Origin of the sequence: Bacillus sp. Pc3 (assembly GCF_000815145.1) — a bacterium.
Taxonomy (GTDB): Bacteria; Bacillota; Bacilli; order Bacillales; family Bacillaceae; genus Bacillus; species Bacillus velezensis.
On record NZ_CP010406.1, the window covers coordinates 703,764 to 718,303 of the forward strand.

The 14,540-nt window shown below is 43.5% G+C and carries 14 protein-coding genes and 2 pseudogenes; 6 read left to right on the forward strand and 10 right to left on the reverse strand.

From position 1 onward, the window contains the following. Window positions 1-23: 23 nt before the first annotated feature. From cbpB to fadH, 7 genes are all read right to left on the reverse strand, one after another. Window positions 24-467 carry a cyclic-di-AMP-binding protein CbpB gene (gene cbpB / locus SB24_RS02745; protein WP_003154608.1) on the reverse strand — a complete coding sequence of 148 codons (444 nt, stop codon included), beginning with the start codon at window positions 465-467 and terminating at the stop codon, window positions 24-26. A 143-nt stretch (window positions 468-610) separates the two neighbouring features. After that, entirely contained in the window at window positions 611-802 is a 192-nt protein-coding gene (gene abbA, locus SB24_RS02750; RefSeq protein WP_003154609.1) for an antirepressor AbbA, read from the reverse strand. Window positions 803-942: 140 nt separating this feature from the next. Continuing rightward, a complete protein-coding gene (locus tag SB24_RS02755; RefSeq protein ID WP_007409617.1) occupies window positions 943-1,461 on the reverse strand; it encodes a ribonuclease H-like YkuK family protein in 519 nt (172 codons plus the stop codon). Window positions 1,462-1,583: 122 nt separating this feature from the next. Next, window positions 1,584-1,823 carry a YkuJ family protein gene (locus SB24_RS02760; protein WP_003154613.1) on the reverse strand — a complete coding sequence of 80 codons (240 nt, stop codon included), beginning with the start codon at window positions 1,821-1,823 and terminating at the stop codon, window positions 1,584-1,586. 443 nt (window positions 1,824-2,266) lie between these two features. Next, window positions 2,267-3,487, reverse strand: a complete 1,221-nt coding sequence (locus SB24_RS02765) for an EAL domain-containing protein (RefSeq protein WP_039251609.1) — start codon at window positions 3,485-3,487, stop codon at window positions 2,267-2,269. Window positions 3,488-3,628: 141 nt separating this feature from the next. Beyond that, entirely contained in the window at window positions 3,629-4,177 is a 549-nt protein-coding gene (locus tag SB24_RS02770; protein WP_031378778.1) for a hypothetical protein, read from the reverse strand. A gap of 113 nt (window positions 4,178-4,290) precedes the next feature. Further along, window positions 4,291-5,055, reverse strand: coding sequence for a 2,4-dienoyl-CoA reductase (gene fadH, locus SB24_RS02775; protein ID WP_015417368.1), 765 nt, complete (start codon window positions 5,053-5,055; stop codon window positions 4,291-4,293). A 144-nt stretch (window positions 5,056-5,199) separates the two neighbouring features. Here fadH and SB24_RS02780 point away from each other — a divergent pair, with 144 nt between their 5' ends. The 4 genes from SB24_RS02780 (at window position 5,200) to SB24_RS02795 (ending at window position 8,587) form a co-directional block, all read left to right on the forward strand. Further along, complete coding sequence (locus tag SB24_RS02780) at window positions 5,200-6,063, forward strand: metallophosphoesterase (RefSeq protein ID WP_039251611.1); 864 nt, start codon at window positions 5,200-5,202, stop codon at window positions 6,061-6,063. A gap of 74 nt (window positions 6,064-6,137) precedes the next feature. Beyond that, entirely contained in the window at window positions 6,138-6,632 is a 495-nt protein-coding gene (locus SB24_RS02785) for a L,D-transpeptidase family protein (RefSeq protein WP_095284082.1), read from the forward strand. A 75-nt stretch (window positions 6,633-6,707) separates the two neighbouring features. Then, complete coding sequence (locus tag SB24_RS02790; RefSeq protein ID WP_015239757.1) at window positions 6,708-8,000, forward strand: MFS transporter; 1,293 nt, start codon at window positions 6,708-6,710, stop codon at window positions 7,998-8,000. A gap of 122 nt (window positions 8,001-8,122) precedes the next feature. Next, window positions 8,123-8,587: a YkyB family protein gene (locus tag SB24_RS02795; RefSeq protein WP_003154622.1), complete on the forward strand. Its 465-nt coding sequence runs from the start codon at window positions 8,123-8,125 to the stop codon at window positions 8,585-8,587. 69 nt (window positions 8,588-8,656) lie between these two features. Here SB24_RS02795 and SB24_RS02800 read toward each other — a convergent pair. Both SB24_RS02800 and cheV read right to left on the reverse strand, forming a co-directional pair. Continuing rightward, window positions 8,657-9,807: pseudogene (locus SB24_RS02800) on the reverse strand (IS3 family transposase). Between the two features lie 112 nt (window positions 9,808-9,919). Next, window positions 9,920-10,831 carry a chemotaxis protein CheV gene (gene cheV / locus SB24_RS02810; RefSeq protein ID WP_039251615.1) on the reverse strand — a complete coding sequence of 304 codons (912 nt, stop codon included), beginning with the start codon at window positions 10,829-10,831 and terminating at the stop codon, window positions 9,920-9,922. A 188-nt stretch (window positions 10,832-11,019) separates the two neighbouring features. On the opposite strand from cheV, the gene SB24_RS20140 reads away from it, so the two are divergent. Continuing rightward, window positions 11,020-11,181 carry a hypothetical protein gene (locus SB24_RS20140; protein ID WP_007409608.1) on the forward strand — a complete coding sequence of 54 codons (162 nt, stop codon included), beginning with the start codon at window positions 11,020-11,022 and terminating at the stop codon, window positions 11,179-11,181. A 200-nt stretch (window positions 11,182-11,381) separates the two neighbouring features. Continuing rightward, a pseudogene (locus SB24_RS02815) lies at window positions 11,382-12,595 on the forward strand (aminotransferase A). Here the strand turns inward: SB24_RS02815 and SB24_RS02820 are convergent. Further along, window positions 12,576-14,396 (reverse strand): PAS domain-containing protein, encoded by a 1,821-nt coding sequence (locus tag SB24_RS02820; protein ID WP_015417363.1) that lies wholly within the window; start codon window positions 14,394-14,396, stop codon window positions 12,576-12,578. The pseudogene SB24_RS02815 and the gene SB24_RS02820 sit on opposite strands and share 20 nt — an antisense overlap. Between the last annotated feature and the right edge of the window lie 144 nt (window positions 14,397-14,540).

Sequence of the window (14,540 nt, forward strand, 5' to 3'; positions counted from 1 at the left end):
ACAAATAGGCTGATCGTGCGAGCCTACTTATTCAATGATCTGATATGACTGCTCAACTGTTTTAACACGACTCTTCTCGTGAAAATGCCTTCAAAGACGCCTTCATCATTTTCAACGCAGACAAAGCCGTTGTTAATGACCATGCTGAACCCTTTGATAATCGGATCATTGATGTGGAGACGGGGAATGTCTTTCAGCATGACTTCCTCAACCGTAATTTGGTCCAGCTTCTCAAACTCGATCCGTTCAAGTCCGAAAATGCTGTTCATAATCATATTTGTCCCGATCAAACCGTGCAGACGGTACGAAGCGTCGAGGACGGGAATGGCGGTATAGCCGGTTTTCGTCAGCACTAATAGAGCATGTTCAAGGTTGTTTCCGACTTGAACGTGCGCCACTTTATCCGCCTCGATCATAAATTGTCCGACTGTTGCATCAAGAAGCTGATCTGATTGTAAGCTAATCATGTCACTTCGACCCCTTTACATTTTTCATCAAAGCATGTATTCCCTATATTGCAATAATATAAACATTATCATTTTTTGTCGAAAAGTTTCCGTCAATAAAAAAGATACTCTTTGCAATCGAGTATCAATTTATAGGCCGCTGATTAATTTTCGTTCCGAAAACGGTCATAGAGCGTTACGAGTTTTTTATAAGTGGTTCCATCAACGCTTTTTGACCCTGCTTCTATATCATTGATTTCGCTGGTCAAAAGCTCAATGGCATATTCTTGATTGATCAGGATATTCAGCAGAAGTTTCTGTTCTTCTTCCGTAAATCGTTCACTGATAAGACTCATACGTAATCAGGCCCCCTATTTTTAACTGAATACCTCTGAAAGCAATGTGAAATTTGCTTTCAGCTCTACCGCTAGAATAAGTAAACAGAAAAAAATCGTCAACCGCATAATTCGACATTTTGCGGATTCTGTATGAAATATTATTTTGTGTAACGATTGGCATAACTGAATGCTGTGCAGGAATCGGGCTTGATTTTCGCTTCAATGCCCATCGAGGTAATGCGGCCGGTCATTTCTTGTATCAATTCTTTTGTCAGTCCTTTTTGACCGATATCCAGATGCACTTCAAATGAAAGATCCGCCCCTTCATCCGTAAAAGGCAAGAGCAAATCTGTCAGTTCCATAAGACGGCCGTCGAGGATATGCGCAGCCATCTCCTGGCTGAACGCGGTTTCCAGCGAAATTTTTTCGCGAAGGCTATGTATCGGTCTTGCAAGATCATGATTTTTCAAACAGCCCCAAGCTCCCTTGCCTGTACGGTGCAAGTGTATAGCTGTAATAAACTTTGTGAAGTCGCGGTAAACTTGTGAATCAGTCCCTACAGACAGCACGTATGCTGAACGGGGGTCTTTATTGACAAAGCGTTTCAGCCGCTCCGTCACGTCTTGAAAGGTCATCTGTGCCTCAGAAAGATTATAAAACAGAAAAGAATCAGCCATGTACGGACACTCCTCTTTCCAGAGTCTACAACCAAACGAACAAGCACGTTCCTTTGCATAATTTTATAAAGCTCCGCTTGCGGAAGACCGGAAGCTTGGTCAGCCTGAAAAATCAAATCAAATTACTGAAGGAGCTCAAAAATTTCAATAGAAATCATGTCAATGTTATCAAACGGATATGTGTTAGGTTTTTCACCTTTTTGGAAAACCGTCAGTTCAAACGTTTGATTTTTTTCGAAATATTTAACACTGCAAATTTTTTCGCCGTTAACTTCAAAATAACGCTGCATCGGCTCGTTAGCCGCTTCCGCTGTTTCTTGCAGACTTTGCAGCCGCGTGATGATACCCATTAATTGTGACATTCTAAAAAAAGACTCCTTTCAAAAAACAACTTCAAATCAACAAGTATTTATTATAATACAAGTTCTACAGAGCATCATACCATAAAGTAGACCGGGATGGCATTTTCCCGCTGGATTTTCAAAAAGAAATAAACGGGAAAACCGTGTTTTCGAATAGTTTGAAGCTTTTTTCGGAATGTCATACACCTTTCAAAAATAATTTTTCGCTTTTTGAGCCGCCATTATCAGATGTATGTAAGGAGAAGCCTTTTTATGCGAGACGGCATAAAAAAACTTGGCGGGGGTAGCGCCAAGTTTTTTCGGATCTTGATCTGATAGAGGGGTTGGGGAACAGAGAGTAACTTCTCTCTATAACCAAATGATAATGATTATCAGTATCATTGTCAATCGTTTTTTAAAACTTTTTTCAAATGAACAAAAAAAAGCGGCATACAGCAGCCGCTTTAAAGTAACCCGTCCTGTTCATATAAATAAGAGTAAGGCAGATCGATAAATAAATACATATTTTCATCCATCGGGTATGAAAAGGTTCTGATCATCTCACCTGTTTCAATATCACTGTACAGGTCACTGAAAAAGCCTTTTCTTGAATTCCGCATCTTCATGATGTTTTCTAAAAAGTACGGACGCCAGCTCCAGTTTTTCTCCATGTATTCAGGCTGATAAAGCCATTCGCCGGACTGCTTGAACACATTTCCCGTCAGCTGATAGCCTTCTTCATCACACATATAAATTCTGAAGCAGCAGTCGGTCAGGTTTTCCGCCAGTTTTTTAATAAACTCATCGTCCGCCTGATGGGTTTTCTTCAGTTCGGAAACTGCCTGATTGACCCGCTTATAAAAATTCTCAGAGTGTTCATATACCGTTTCCAGCTTCTTTTTTTCTCTCGTAATAAATTGCTGAAACTCCGTTTTCAAGCGTGCTTTTAACAGGCTCCGGTCTATAAAATCCCCGCTCGGCGCCTGCAGATAATAGCCTTGAAAAAATCGGCCTCCGTTTCTCCATGCGTACTGGAGCTGAAAATCAGCTTCTATATCTTCATACAGCAGCGCGGCGCCGATTTTTCTCGCCAGCAATGAAATGCTGTACAGCACATGCTCATATGATGGTGACGGCTGAGATACCTTCAGCGCCTGCAAATCGATTTTCAGAAGGTCCGGTGAGAGGAGCGCGATTCTGTCCAGGTTGCTGCTCTCCTTACCTATATTGTCCACCGCGATTTTAATGCCGTATGTACGATAGTAGGCAAGCATATGGTACAGCTGTTCAATGTCGCCTTCGAAATTGTGCTCGGTGATCTCAAGCACAATACGGTTCAATTCAATGCCCTGCTCTTCGTATTCTTTCAAAAGCTCAAGAAAGCTTTCGCCGTGGTCAAGCATCAATACATTCGCATCCTGATTGATAAAAATCAACAGATCACGGTCAGCTTCTTTAAACCGCTCCAGCGCCTGCCTGATGACTCTGTCATCGACCTCAAGCTTATATTCTTCCGGAATGCCGGAATCTAAGAAAAACGGCCCGAGGCTCTCAATCTCCGCATCTGCCAAAATCCGGCCAAGCACTTCGTAGCCTACGACTCTTTGTTCCTCAGCGTTAAAAATCGCTTGGTAATACGGAATGACATCATCAATATTCGTCAGTATATCAAGTGGGTCCAACATGTTATCACCTGCTTCTCTATCTTTGTCTGATTATACACAATTATATCAGCACCACAAATGTTTAGATTAGGGGAAAAGGAGGCAGTATGGCCGCAGCTTAAAATAAAAGGGGGACATTTTTAAGATCACTCTTCAGACCGGTTAATTAAGGACGTTATTCATTTGTTTCACAATCACAAATAAAAGGATAAATATAAGAGCATTATAACCGGCAGCTGTCCAAAAATAATGGCTCCAATCAGTTCTGTTATATATCCAATCATCCTCATGTTCCAACTGAAAGAAAGTTCCTTTTTTATCTAAAGTGCCAAATGTAAGAGTTGTTAACCCGCCAACACTCTCGGAAACGTCAACTCCATACATTGAACCCGCATGATCAGTATGATGTATTGGCATATACGTATAATCTGATAAAATTGTTTCCGCCAGCTTAGTTGGCAGAGACACATATAATACAGCCGATGTATCGCCTCCGAGCCCACTCAAATACTCCCTGGCTTTAATAAATTTCGTTTCATCAGGAAAATCGATGTGATATAGCTTTTCAAATCTGATTATTTCATCAGATGTAAGATTGGTATTTTGATAATACTCCGGAGTAAAAGCACAAATAATAAAGTACCAAATATTAAAGATGATAACGAAACTGCTTACAAATAGTACAACGAACCATTTTAATAATTTCTTCAATTAATCGCCCCTTAATCTTTCAAAATTATATCATAATTTTGAATAGAAAATAAAACAAGCGAACGGCGGCTTTAACGTTCGCTTGTTTTGCAAAATAATCAATATATGAAAAATTAAAACGGATAAGGATTCAGCCATTGCCCCCCGTCCATTGTGATACAATCCCCGTTTATGTAGGACGCTTCATCAGATAGCAAAAACGCTGCCAACGCGGCGATTTCTTCCGGTGTGCCCAGCCGGCCGAGCGGCACACTGTTCATAGTGCGGGACACCGCTTTTTCCGATTCAAACAGCTTCTCCGCACCGCCTGTCCGTTCAATCGGGCCTGGGGCTATCGCGTTTGTGCGGATGCCGTATTTGCTCCCCCATTCAACGGCCAGCGTTCTTGTCAGTGACAATACCCCCGCTTTGGCTGCAGCGGAATGAACGACACCCGCTCCCGCTCCCCATGCGTATGTAGCGGCCATATTTAAGATGACGCCCTTCTGCTCCTGCTCGATCCAATGCCTTGCCGCTGCTTGGCTGCAGAAAAATGTGCCGTTTAAAACAATCTCAATAACAGCTTTCCATCCATTGGGTGTCAGCTTCTCTGCCGGGCAAATAAAGTTGCCGGCCGCATTGTTAATCAGCGCATCAAGCCGGCCAAAGACTTTTTTCGCTTCTGAAATCATGTCTGAAGCGGCGGAATCAGAACGGACATCCATTTGAAAACAGGCGACCTGCCCCTCAAAGGTTTCAATTTCTTTTTTTGTTTCCTCAAGTGCTTCATGGTTCCTCCCTGTCACCATGACGTGCCATCCTAATTCAGCCTGTTTTTTCGCCATTGCTTTTCCCATGCCGCTTGAACCGCCTGTAATGATTACCGCTTTCTTATCCATAACAAACCCACCCCTTATTATTGAATGAATAATCATTCATAATTTTATCATAGATGTCTTTCCGCGTCATTACATGCTGAGAAGGGATTTTTCAGCCAAGCTGATGATATAATAGAACAACTCTGACAAAGGTTGGTTTTACATATGGAGAAAATGACCAGAAGAACATTTTTAAAAAGAGGATTCGGCATTTTGGGTGCAGCTCTCGCAATGGCTTGCGGAGGTTACGGCTATGCCCGGTATATTGAACCGCGCATGATTGAGATCACCCGTCATACAATCACCAGCCGCCTGATCCCCCGCGGCTTTGACAATTTTAAAATCGTTCAATTCAGCGATACGCATCTCAGTGATGTGTTTACATCCGGTGACTTGAATAAAGCAGCGGAAAAGATCAATCAGCTGAAACCCGATCTGCTCATCTTTACGGGAGATTTAATTGATAAGCCGCATTTATTTAATGATCACCAGCGTGCACTCGCCGTGCTGCAAAATCTTGAAGCTCCCTTCGGCAAACTTTGTGTTTACGGAAACCATGACCACGGAGGCTACGGTACGAACACGTACAAGGCTCTGATGGAAGCGGCTGATTTTCAAGTGTTTCGAAACGGCTATCGTCAGGTGCAGCTGACAGACGGAAGCCGGATTGAACTCGGGTTTTTGGATGATGTAATGCTCGGAAAACCCGATTATGAAGGCACCCTGTCACGCCTTTCCGAAGATGCGTTTTCCATTTTAATCGTCCACGAGCCTGATGCCGCTCTCAAGATAGGCGGATATCCCGTAAACCTCCAGCTGTCGGGACACACTCACGGCGGCCAGGTCCAGCTCCCGTTTTTCGGCCCTCTCATTACGCCTCCTTACGGAAAAACGTATACCGACGGCATGTATACGCTGCATGACACAGCCGTTTACGTCAATCGCGGGCTCGGTACGACAAGACTGCCGTATCGATTTTTAGCCAGACCGGAAATCACGCTGTTCACATTAAAAACCGTACAAAAATAAGACTTTTATCCTGATGCACAGACACCCCCTCCGTAATATGTATATGGAAAAGAGCAAAAAGGAGGGTGATGAAACTGCTGACATATCAAGTGAAACAAGGAGAAACCATCTCAAGCATTGCGCAAGACTTCAGAATAAGCACTGCTGCTCTCCTTCAGGCAAATCCCTCAATCCAATCGGTCATATACGCGGGACAGCATATTATCATACCGAATCTTCCCGACCCATCCACCATTCCCTACTCCATCATCGTGTATATCGGAGCGAAGAAACTGGAGTTATACCGCCTTGGCAGGCTCATCCGTACGTATCCCATCGCAGTCGGAAAAATATTGACGACCACGCCGACCGGAGAATTTTACATCGTGAACCGCCAGCCTAAGCCCGGCGGCCCGTTCGGCGCTTATTGGCTCAGCCTCTCTAAAATTCATTACGGCATTCACGGAACAAATAATCCTTCCTCCATCGGCAAAGCGGTATCAAAAGGATGCATCCGGATGTACAATCAGGACGTCACTGAACTTGCCGCTGCCGTTCCTAATGGAACAAGGGTGACTATTATAAGATAGAAAGATCTTATTTGTTAATGGAACGAGCTGATGATAATATATTACAGTGGGACCTTTAGGGTAAGGAGCGTGTTTATGGATATATTTAAAAATCGCAATTTTGTCCGTCTCTTTTTCGCAGCACTCGCTTCTCAAATGGGAACGACTGTAGGTAATATGGCTTTCGCTTTTTACTTGCTGGACCATTTTTCAAACCAGCCGGCATACACGACTTTGGCTGAGCTGATGTATTCACTGCCGACAGTTTTCGTATTTCTGATTGTCGGTGTCGCAGCTGACCGGCTTGACAGGAAAAAGGTCGCAGAGAATTGTGACTGGATCAGAGCCGGACTGACGATCGTATTGTTTGCCGCATTATACACCGGGAGCATCCCTCTCGTGTTCTGTATTTTGTTCATCAGAAGCGCCGTGACCAAGTTCTTTTTCCCGGCGGAAGCCAGCCTTGTACAAGCTATTCTGCCTAAGGAGCATTACGCGAAAGCGGCGGGACTTAACCAGATCCTGTTCAGCATCTTCATGGTATTCGGCGTCGGTATAGGCGCGTTTATGTATAAAACGATCGGTATTCACGGAGCCATTATCCTTGATTTTGTCAGCTTTATTGTATCAGGCTTTCTGATCCGCGCGTGCCGCATTCCGAAAGAAGCCCGTCAGCCGAACGGCCCTTTTAAATGGGGAGATTCGTTTCTGAAAGACTCGGTCGCTGATTTTAAGGAAGGGATCGTATATATTGTTAAAAACAAATTGCTTGCTTCCCTTATTTTCGGCTTTTTTATCTTTGGTTTTGTCAACGGCGGCTTTGCCGTACTGCCGATGTTTACGATGAAATACGGACTTGCGCCTGATCATTATGAATCACATACTTCCATCTTCACCGTTGCACTCGGCTTCGGCCTGCTTGCAGGAAGTGTGATCGGAACGATGATCGCAAAAAAAGTCAAACCGCATCATTTGATGTCGATTCCTATTTTGGCAGCCGGACTGCTCATCTTTGTCCTCGGCTATACGGATAAGCTGTGGATTTATTATGCGGCGGCTTTCGTCCTCGGCATGTGCATCGGCCCTGTCAATATCGCCATCGGCGGCTGGATGCCGAAAATCGTTCATCCGAAAATAATGGGCCGGGTCAGCGGCTGGCAGGATCCTTTTATGATGTTTGCCCAATCGATTACACTCGGACTGGTCGCCCTGTTGTTTCCGAAATTCGTTACCAATATTGATTACCTTTATTACGGCATGGGAATCGTGATTTTAGCGGTATTTGTGTTCTATTTTATCGCTCTTCCGAAATACAGCGCCGAGGCAGCAGAGATCGATGTGCAGCAATCATTAAAGGCTGATTCTGAAAAACATGCGAAACCTGTCTAATAAAGGAAAAAGATGCGCCCTTTTCATCAGAAAAAGGCGTATTTTTATAATCAATATTTGCATTTCAACGCTAAAAAAGTATAATCTATATATGAACTTGATCAATGCAAAGGAGAGAAATAATGGACGACCACGCTTATTCGAAAGAGCTGCAGCCAACCATCGAGAATCTTTCAAAAGCTGTTTATACTGTGAACCGCCATGCAAAAACCGCCCCCAACCCTAAATACCTTTATCTGCTGAAAAAACGGGCATTACAAAAGCTTGTGAAAGAAGGCAAAGGGAAAAAAATAGGGCTTCACTTTTCAAATAATCCCAGGTTTAGCCAACAGCAGTCAGACGTACTTATCTCTATCGGAGACTACTATTTTCACATGCCTCCAACAAAAGAAGACTTCCAGCATCTTCCGCATTTAGGTACGTTAAATCAATCGTACCGCAATCCTAAAGCACAAATGTCTTTGACAAAAGCGAAAAACGTATTGCAAAAATATGTGGGCTTAAAGGAAAAACCGCTTGCCGCCAACAGGCAGCAGCCCGCTTATCATAAACCCGTATTTAAAAAACTTGGTGAGAGTTATTTTTAATTCCGCCGCAAAAAAAGCCGATGCGTTATGGGACTGACCCCCGTTTTTGAGACAGGGATCAAAACACCTTCATACAGCCAATTGCCGATATTGTATCGGCGATTGGCTGTTTAGTTTCGTTTGAATACGAATATTGTTATAATAATGAATGTATTCTATGGCAGTGCGTTCTACGATGGCGGTCGTAGTTCGATCAATGCTGTTAAGATAGAACGTTTCAGACTTTAGTGAGGAATGAAACGATTCGATGGAGGCATTATCAGCGGGCGTCCCTTTGCGGGACATGCTCATGGTAATGCCTTTTGTTTTAACAGCTTTCTGATACTCATAAGATGTATAAACAGAACCTTGGTCACTATGTAACACACAGTTCTCTGGCAGTGCGGGCAGCTAATCAAGTGTGTGTAAGACAAAGTCTGTGTCCTGTCTATCGCCAATCGTAAAAGCAATCACTTCTCCATTGTATAAATCCAATATACTGGAAAGATACAATTGTTTCTGCCCATAAGGCAAATATGTGATATCCGTTACTAGCTTTTCCAGAGGGCGATCAGACTGAAAGTTCCGATCCAATATATTCTCGGCCACGGCATATGGCTGCCCATTCTTCTTGCGCTTTTTCACCTTAACCCGGCATTGCCACTGATTCTTCTGCATAATGCGCTGAACCGTTTTATGATTCATACGCATTCCCTTTTTTAATATGGCTGTGATTTTCCGATAGCCATATCGATACTTGTGTTCTCGGCACAACGTGCCGATTTGTTTCTCCAGTCGTATCTTAGGATTACTCTTAGTCAGATTCTTTCTCCATCTATAATATGAAGTGCGTGAAATATCTAAATGGACACAGATGTCCTGTACCGTCATCGTCTTGCGCAATTCTTCTACCAGTTTGATTGTCGTTTCCCTATCAGCTTCCTTTCCAATTCGTTGTACTTTTTTAACACTTCATTCTGTTGTCTCAGATAACGATTCTCTGCCTGGAGTTTCTCTAATTCAGAAGAATACTCTGGACCCTTTCCATAAGTATATTGCTTTCCAACAGGCTGTTCGAATCGGTGGGTATCTCCAGCCTTATGCCATCTAACCCATGTCTGAACCTGAGTCTTATTTTTGATATTCAATTCCTGCATGATCTCTTTCATAGGCACGCCCGCCAATCTCATTCCTACAGCCTTCTGTTTGACTTCAACCGGATAACTCACTCTTGTCCCCATAGAAAAACACCTCCAAGTTTTATTTCGGATAACAACGGTCCGTTTTCAAACTTGAAGGTGTTTTTTGTTTGTCTCATATTATGGGGTCAGTTCCTTATGCATCGGCTTTTTTCTATTCAATCACGTACGTATCCACTTTTTTAATGAGCTCGCTGATTTCAGGCTTGCTGATCTGTTCATCCGCTCCGACGACTTCGCCCCGGTGGCGCAGGTCGTCCGTAATCAGGGACGAGAAAATCATAATCGGCACATCAGAGCTTTGCGGGTTATCCTTAAGGAGCTTCGTCAAACGATGCCCGTCCATTTTCGGCATCTCAATGTCACTGATAATCATGTCAATATGGTCTGACAGGTTTGCTCCGTTATCCGTCAGTTCCACGACGTAATCATACGCTTCTTTTCCGTTTTCAAACGTAACGATTTCACTGTACCCCGCCTCAGTCAGCTCATCCGTCAAAAGACGCATCAGAAGCGGAGAATCTTCAACGATGATCAGTTTTTTACCCGCCCGTCTTTCATCAAATCCTTCCTGATGGACATGATAAGTCTCAACTCCGGATGCCGATTCAATATCGTAAATGATCTTTTCATAATCAGGCAGAAAGATCATCGTCTCTTCCAGTTTGATGATTCCCGTTAAATGCCGCTCCATGCCCTGGTTCAAGGAAGTCGGCTTTTCAATCGCCTCCCAGGACACCCTGTGGATTTGTGAAACGGAACCGACGTGAAAGACGATTTTCCGCTTGTTGAATTCCGTTACGATATATTTATCGTCTTTTGCTCCTTCGGCATCAACGCCGAAAAAGGTATACAGACTGATGACGGGAAGAATTTCGCCTCTCAGCTTAATCATCCCTTCTACGTCTTTATGAGACTGAGGCACAGATGTGACATCTACCGGCTGAATGATTTCCCGGACTTTCATCACATTTATGCCAAATGTATTGACGCCTACTTCAAATTTGACGATTTCTAATTCGTTTGTGCCTGAATCCAATAAAATATCGTATTGTTGTAAAGACAATTCAATCCCTCGCTATCCGCATTCAGTATTGTACTGTATATATCGGCTGGAAACGGAAAAAGTGAATGTATTCGGTCCAACTGGCCATGAACTCTTTATAAAAAAATGCTTTTTTCTGATATCCCATTGACTTTTTGACATCGAGTGGTAAAATAGTCAAGGATTTTTCAGGAAGAAGGGTGTAATAAATGGGTACAGTAGTCATATTCGATCAAGATCAAATGACGGTGTTAGAAGATATCAGCAAAACGGCTTACCTGCAAATGAAAAAAGAGGCGAAAGAGCGTCCCGACAAGCCCGCTCCATACATCTTATGGCGGGAAGACGTCAGCTTTGAATACGGGTATTAATGACATTCGCCACATATCACAATAGATAGATCATGATACAATGAAGACAATCATTTCAGCTGGTTGTCTTATTTTTTTCTGAAAGAAGGTATGTTTTCACATATCGGACATATACTCGGGATAGTTCAATAAAAAGATGACAAATGCTCAGCTAGTGGTAAAATAGGAGAAACTCAATATATAGTATAAGGTGATGAATTATGGAACATTTGCTTAATCCGAATGTAAAAGAAATTGAAATTTCAGGAATTCGCAAATTCTCAAATCTTGTAGCTCAGCACGACAATGTCATTTCGCTTACGATCGGTCAGCCGGATTTCTTCACGCCGCACCATGTCAAAGCGGCTGCCAAAAAGGCAATCGACGAGAACGCAACGGCATATACTCCGAATGCGGGCGGCCTTGAGCTGAGACAGGCCGTACAGCTTTATATGAAGAAAAAAGCTGATTTGAATTATGAAGCTGAAACTGAAATCATCGTCACAACCGGGGCAAGCCAAGCGATTGACGCGTCTTTGCGGACGATTTTATCTCCGGGCGATGAAGTTATTCTCCCCGGACCGATATATCCGGGCTACGAACCGATCATCCGCATGTCGGGCGCCGTTCCGGTCCATGTGGATACGACGACACACGGATTTAAGCTGACGGCGCGGCTCATTGAAGAATCGCTGACACCAAAAACAAAATGCGTCATTCTTCCTTATCCGTCAAATCCGACCGGAGTGACATTGTCTGAGGAAGAGCTGCAAAACATCGCAGCCGTCCTGAAGGGCAGAAATGTTTTTGTCCTGTCTGATGAGATTTACAGCGAATTAACCTATGACAGACCGCATTATTCGATCGCGTCTTATTTGAGAGACCAGACGATCGTCATCAACGGCCTGTCAAAATCACACAGCATGACGGGCTGGAGAATCGGTTTCATTTTCGCACCGAAAGAAATTGCCAAGCACATCTTAAAAGTTCACCAATACAGTGTGACATGCGCGTCTTCAATCTCTCAGAAAGCGGCTCTTGAAGCGGTGACAAACGGTGTTGATGATGCGCTTATTATGAGAGAACAGTATAAAAAGCGGCTTGACTATGTATATGACCGTCTTGTTTCAATGGGGCTTGACGTCGTAAAGCCGTCAGGCGCATTTTATATCTTCCCTTCCATTAAGTCATTCGGAATGTCATCGTTTGATTTTAGTATGGCTCTTTTAGAGGATGCAGGTGTGGCTCTTGTGCCCGGCAGCTCGTTTTCAAAGTTGGGTGAAGGGTATGTGAGGCTGTCATTCGCATATTCACTGGATACATTGAGAGAAGGCTTGGACCGGCTGGAAGCATTTATTTTAAAAACGAGAGAATCCATGCAGACTATTTAAACAACGGCATAACGCCGTTGTTTTTTATTGTTTCGGGAATGTAATATGAAAGGCCGTGCCTCTATCCGGTTTGCTGTCTACTTGGATAGCTCCCTGGTGGTTTTTAATAAGGTTGAATGTGACCATCAGCCCCAGGCCGGTTCCTTTTTCTTTCGTTGTCAAAAACGGTTCGCCTATTCGTTTCAGCACGTTTTCCGGTATCCCGTCACCCTCGTCTTTCACCGTCACATTAACGGAATACTCATCTTCTGTCATGATGATGTGAACCGTTCCCCCATCCGGCATCGACTCAACGGCATTTTTAATCAGATTGATAAACACCTGTTTCAGCTGATTTTGATCACCGTTAATATACATGCTGTCATGTTCGTAATCCGTTTTGATAAAAATCCCTTTAAGATTTGCCTGCGTCTCTAAAAGAGCGGTCACTTCACTTATAATTTTCTTTAAGTTTACACGCTCTTTCACGGCGTTTTGCTGAGGTTTGGCAAGCATTAAAAGCTCACTTAAAATTAATTCAATTCTGCTCAATTCAGAAAACACAATTTCAAAGTAATGTTCGTTTTCCTCCATCGTCGGCTTCATGAGCTGTAAAAATCCTTTGATCGCCGTCAGCGGATTGCGGATTTCGTGAGCGATTCCCGCCGCCAGCTGCCCTGCGATAGACAGCTTCTCCGACTTCAGCATTAATTCCTCAGTCTGCTTCCGCTCAGAAATGTCACGCAGAATGACCTGCACGGCCGTTTCTCCGAAAAACGTCGTCGGAATGCAGACCATTTCCGTGTAGATCAGCCGGTTTTTAAAGGTAAACCACGACTGCTTAATGATTTCTGACTCGGTCTTTCGGTCGATAATATTTTGGATCCGCTGTTTTACGCCGTCATGATCGCAGGGATGAAGCTGATCATAGACGTTTTTCCCGATTAAATCTTCATAGGTTTCAGCCTCAAACAGCGAAATGCCCGACTCATTCATGAATACCCATTTATCATTGTGAATCACGGCAATCGTGTCAATTGAATTCTGAATGAGGAGCTGATAACGTTCTCTGCTTTTTTGCAGAATCGTTTGGAATTTTTTCCGTGAAGAAATATCAATCAGAAGCAGCAATTCCGCCCGCTGATTTTTATATGTCGTCGGTGCCGCCTTCACTTCTAAATGAACGGGCGTGCCGTCGAGCCTTCTCCACGTCTGTTCGATCATTCCGACTTCCATTCCTTTTTGCATCCGCACAATTCGGTTTTTCACAATGTCGTGATACTCTTCTTCAATAAACTCATAAGAGCGCCTGCCGATTACCTCGTCTTTGCTTTCGGCTCCCAGCATGGCAAGCATCGCGTTGTTGGCGTAGGCGATTGTGCCGTTGATGCTGACATATAAAGGATTCGGCAGCATTTCGACAAGACGCTCGAATTCGCCGTTTCCAGCCGCATCTTCCGACTGTTGTTCTGCCTTTTGCTTCTTTTGTTCATACATATAAGGCCGGCGGGGCGTCTTCTCCTCAAGCACCTTGATTTTGAGGATGATTTCCCGATCCGTCCCCTCCATTTGCGGTGTGACAATTTCCACACCCGCTTCAAGCCATACGATGGTATGATCTTTTTTAATAAGACGAAAGGTGCAAGGCATCAAATGATGCTCATTATAGAAGTAACTTTCAACCAAAAATTGATCTTCTTCATGCAGGAACGTTTTGAGAAATGAGCCGATCATCTCTTCCTGAGAATAACTGAAGTACGATTTGCAGTTTGCAGAAATATACATAATACGCCCGTTAGACGTCAAAACGGCATGAAGATCGGTTTTCGATTGAAACTGTTTGACATGCTGAGTATCCTGTTCCACAGAATCCCTCCTTTGCATTATACTCGCACTGCAGGCTGGACACGGACTGATATAAAAAGAAATTCCACTAGATTGATTCGCTAAAAAATGAGCATTCTCCTTCTATTCTTATTGTGAACGTCAATTTTCCTGAATGAAAGAAAG

Excerpts from the sequence above, each read along its gene's own strand:
- cbpB (WP_003154608.1), bottom strand. The coding sequence starts at position 467 with ATGATTAGCTTACAATCAGATCAGCTTCTTGATGCAACAGTCGGACAA.
- abbA (WP_003154609.1), bottom strand. The coding sequence starts at position 802 with ATGAGTCTTATCAGTGAACGATTTACGGAAGAAGAACAGAAACTTCTG.
- SB24_RS02755 (WP_007409617.1), bottom strand. The coding sequence starts at position 1,461 with ATGGCTGATTCTTTTCTGTTTTATAATCTTTCTGAGGCACAGATGACC.
- SB24_RS02760 (WP_003154613.1), bottom strand. The coding sequence starts at position 1,823 with ATGTCACAATTAATGGGTATCATCACGCGGCTGCAAAGTCTGCAAGAA.
- SB24_RS02765 (WP_039251609.1), bottom strand. The coding sequence starts at position 3,487 with ATGTTGGACCCACTTGATATACTGACGAATATTGATGATGTCATTCCG.
- fadH (WP_015417368.1), bottom strand. The coding sequence starts at position 5,055 with ATGGATAAGAAAGCGGTAATCATTACAGGCGGTTCAAGCGGCATGGGA.
- SB24_RS02780 (WP_039251611.1), top strand. The coding sequence starts at position 5,200 with ATGGAGAAAATGACCAGAAGAACATTTTTAAAAAGAGGATTCGGCATT.
- SB24_RS02790 (WP_015239757.1), top strand. The coding sequence starts at position 6,708 with ATGGATATATTTAAAAATCGCAATTTTGTCCGTCTCTTTTTCGCAGCA.
- SB24_RS02795 (WP_003154622.1), top strand. The coding sequence starts at position 8,123 with ATGGACGACCACGCTTATTCGAAAGAGCTGCAGCCAACCATCGAGAAT.
- SB24_RS20140 (WP_007409608.1), top strand. The coding sequence starts at position 11,020 with ATGGGTACAGTAGTCATATTCGATCAAGATCAAATGACGGTGTTAGAA.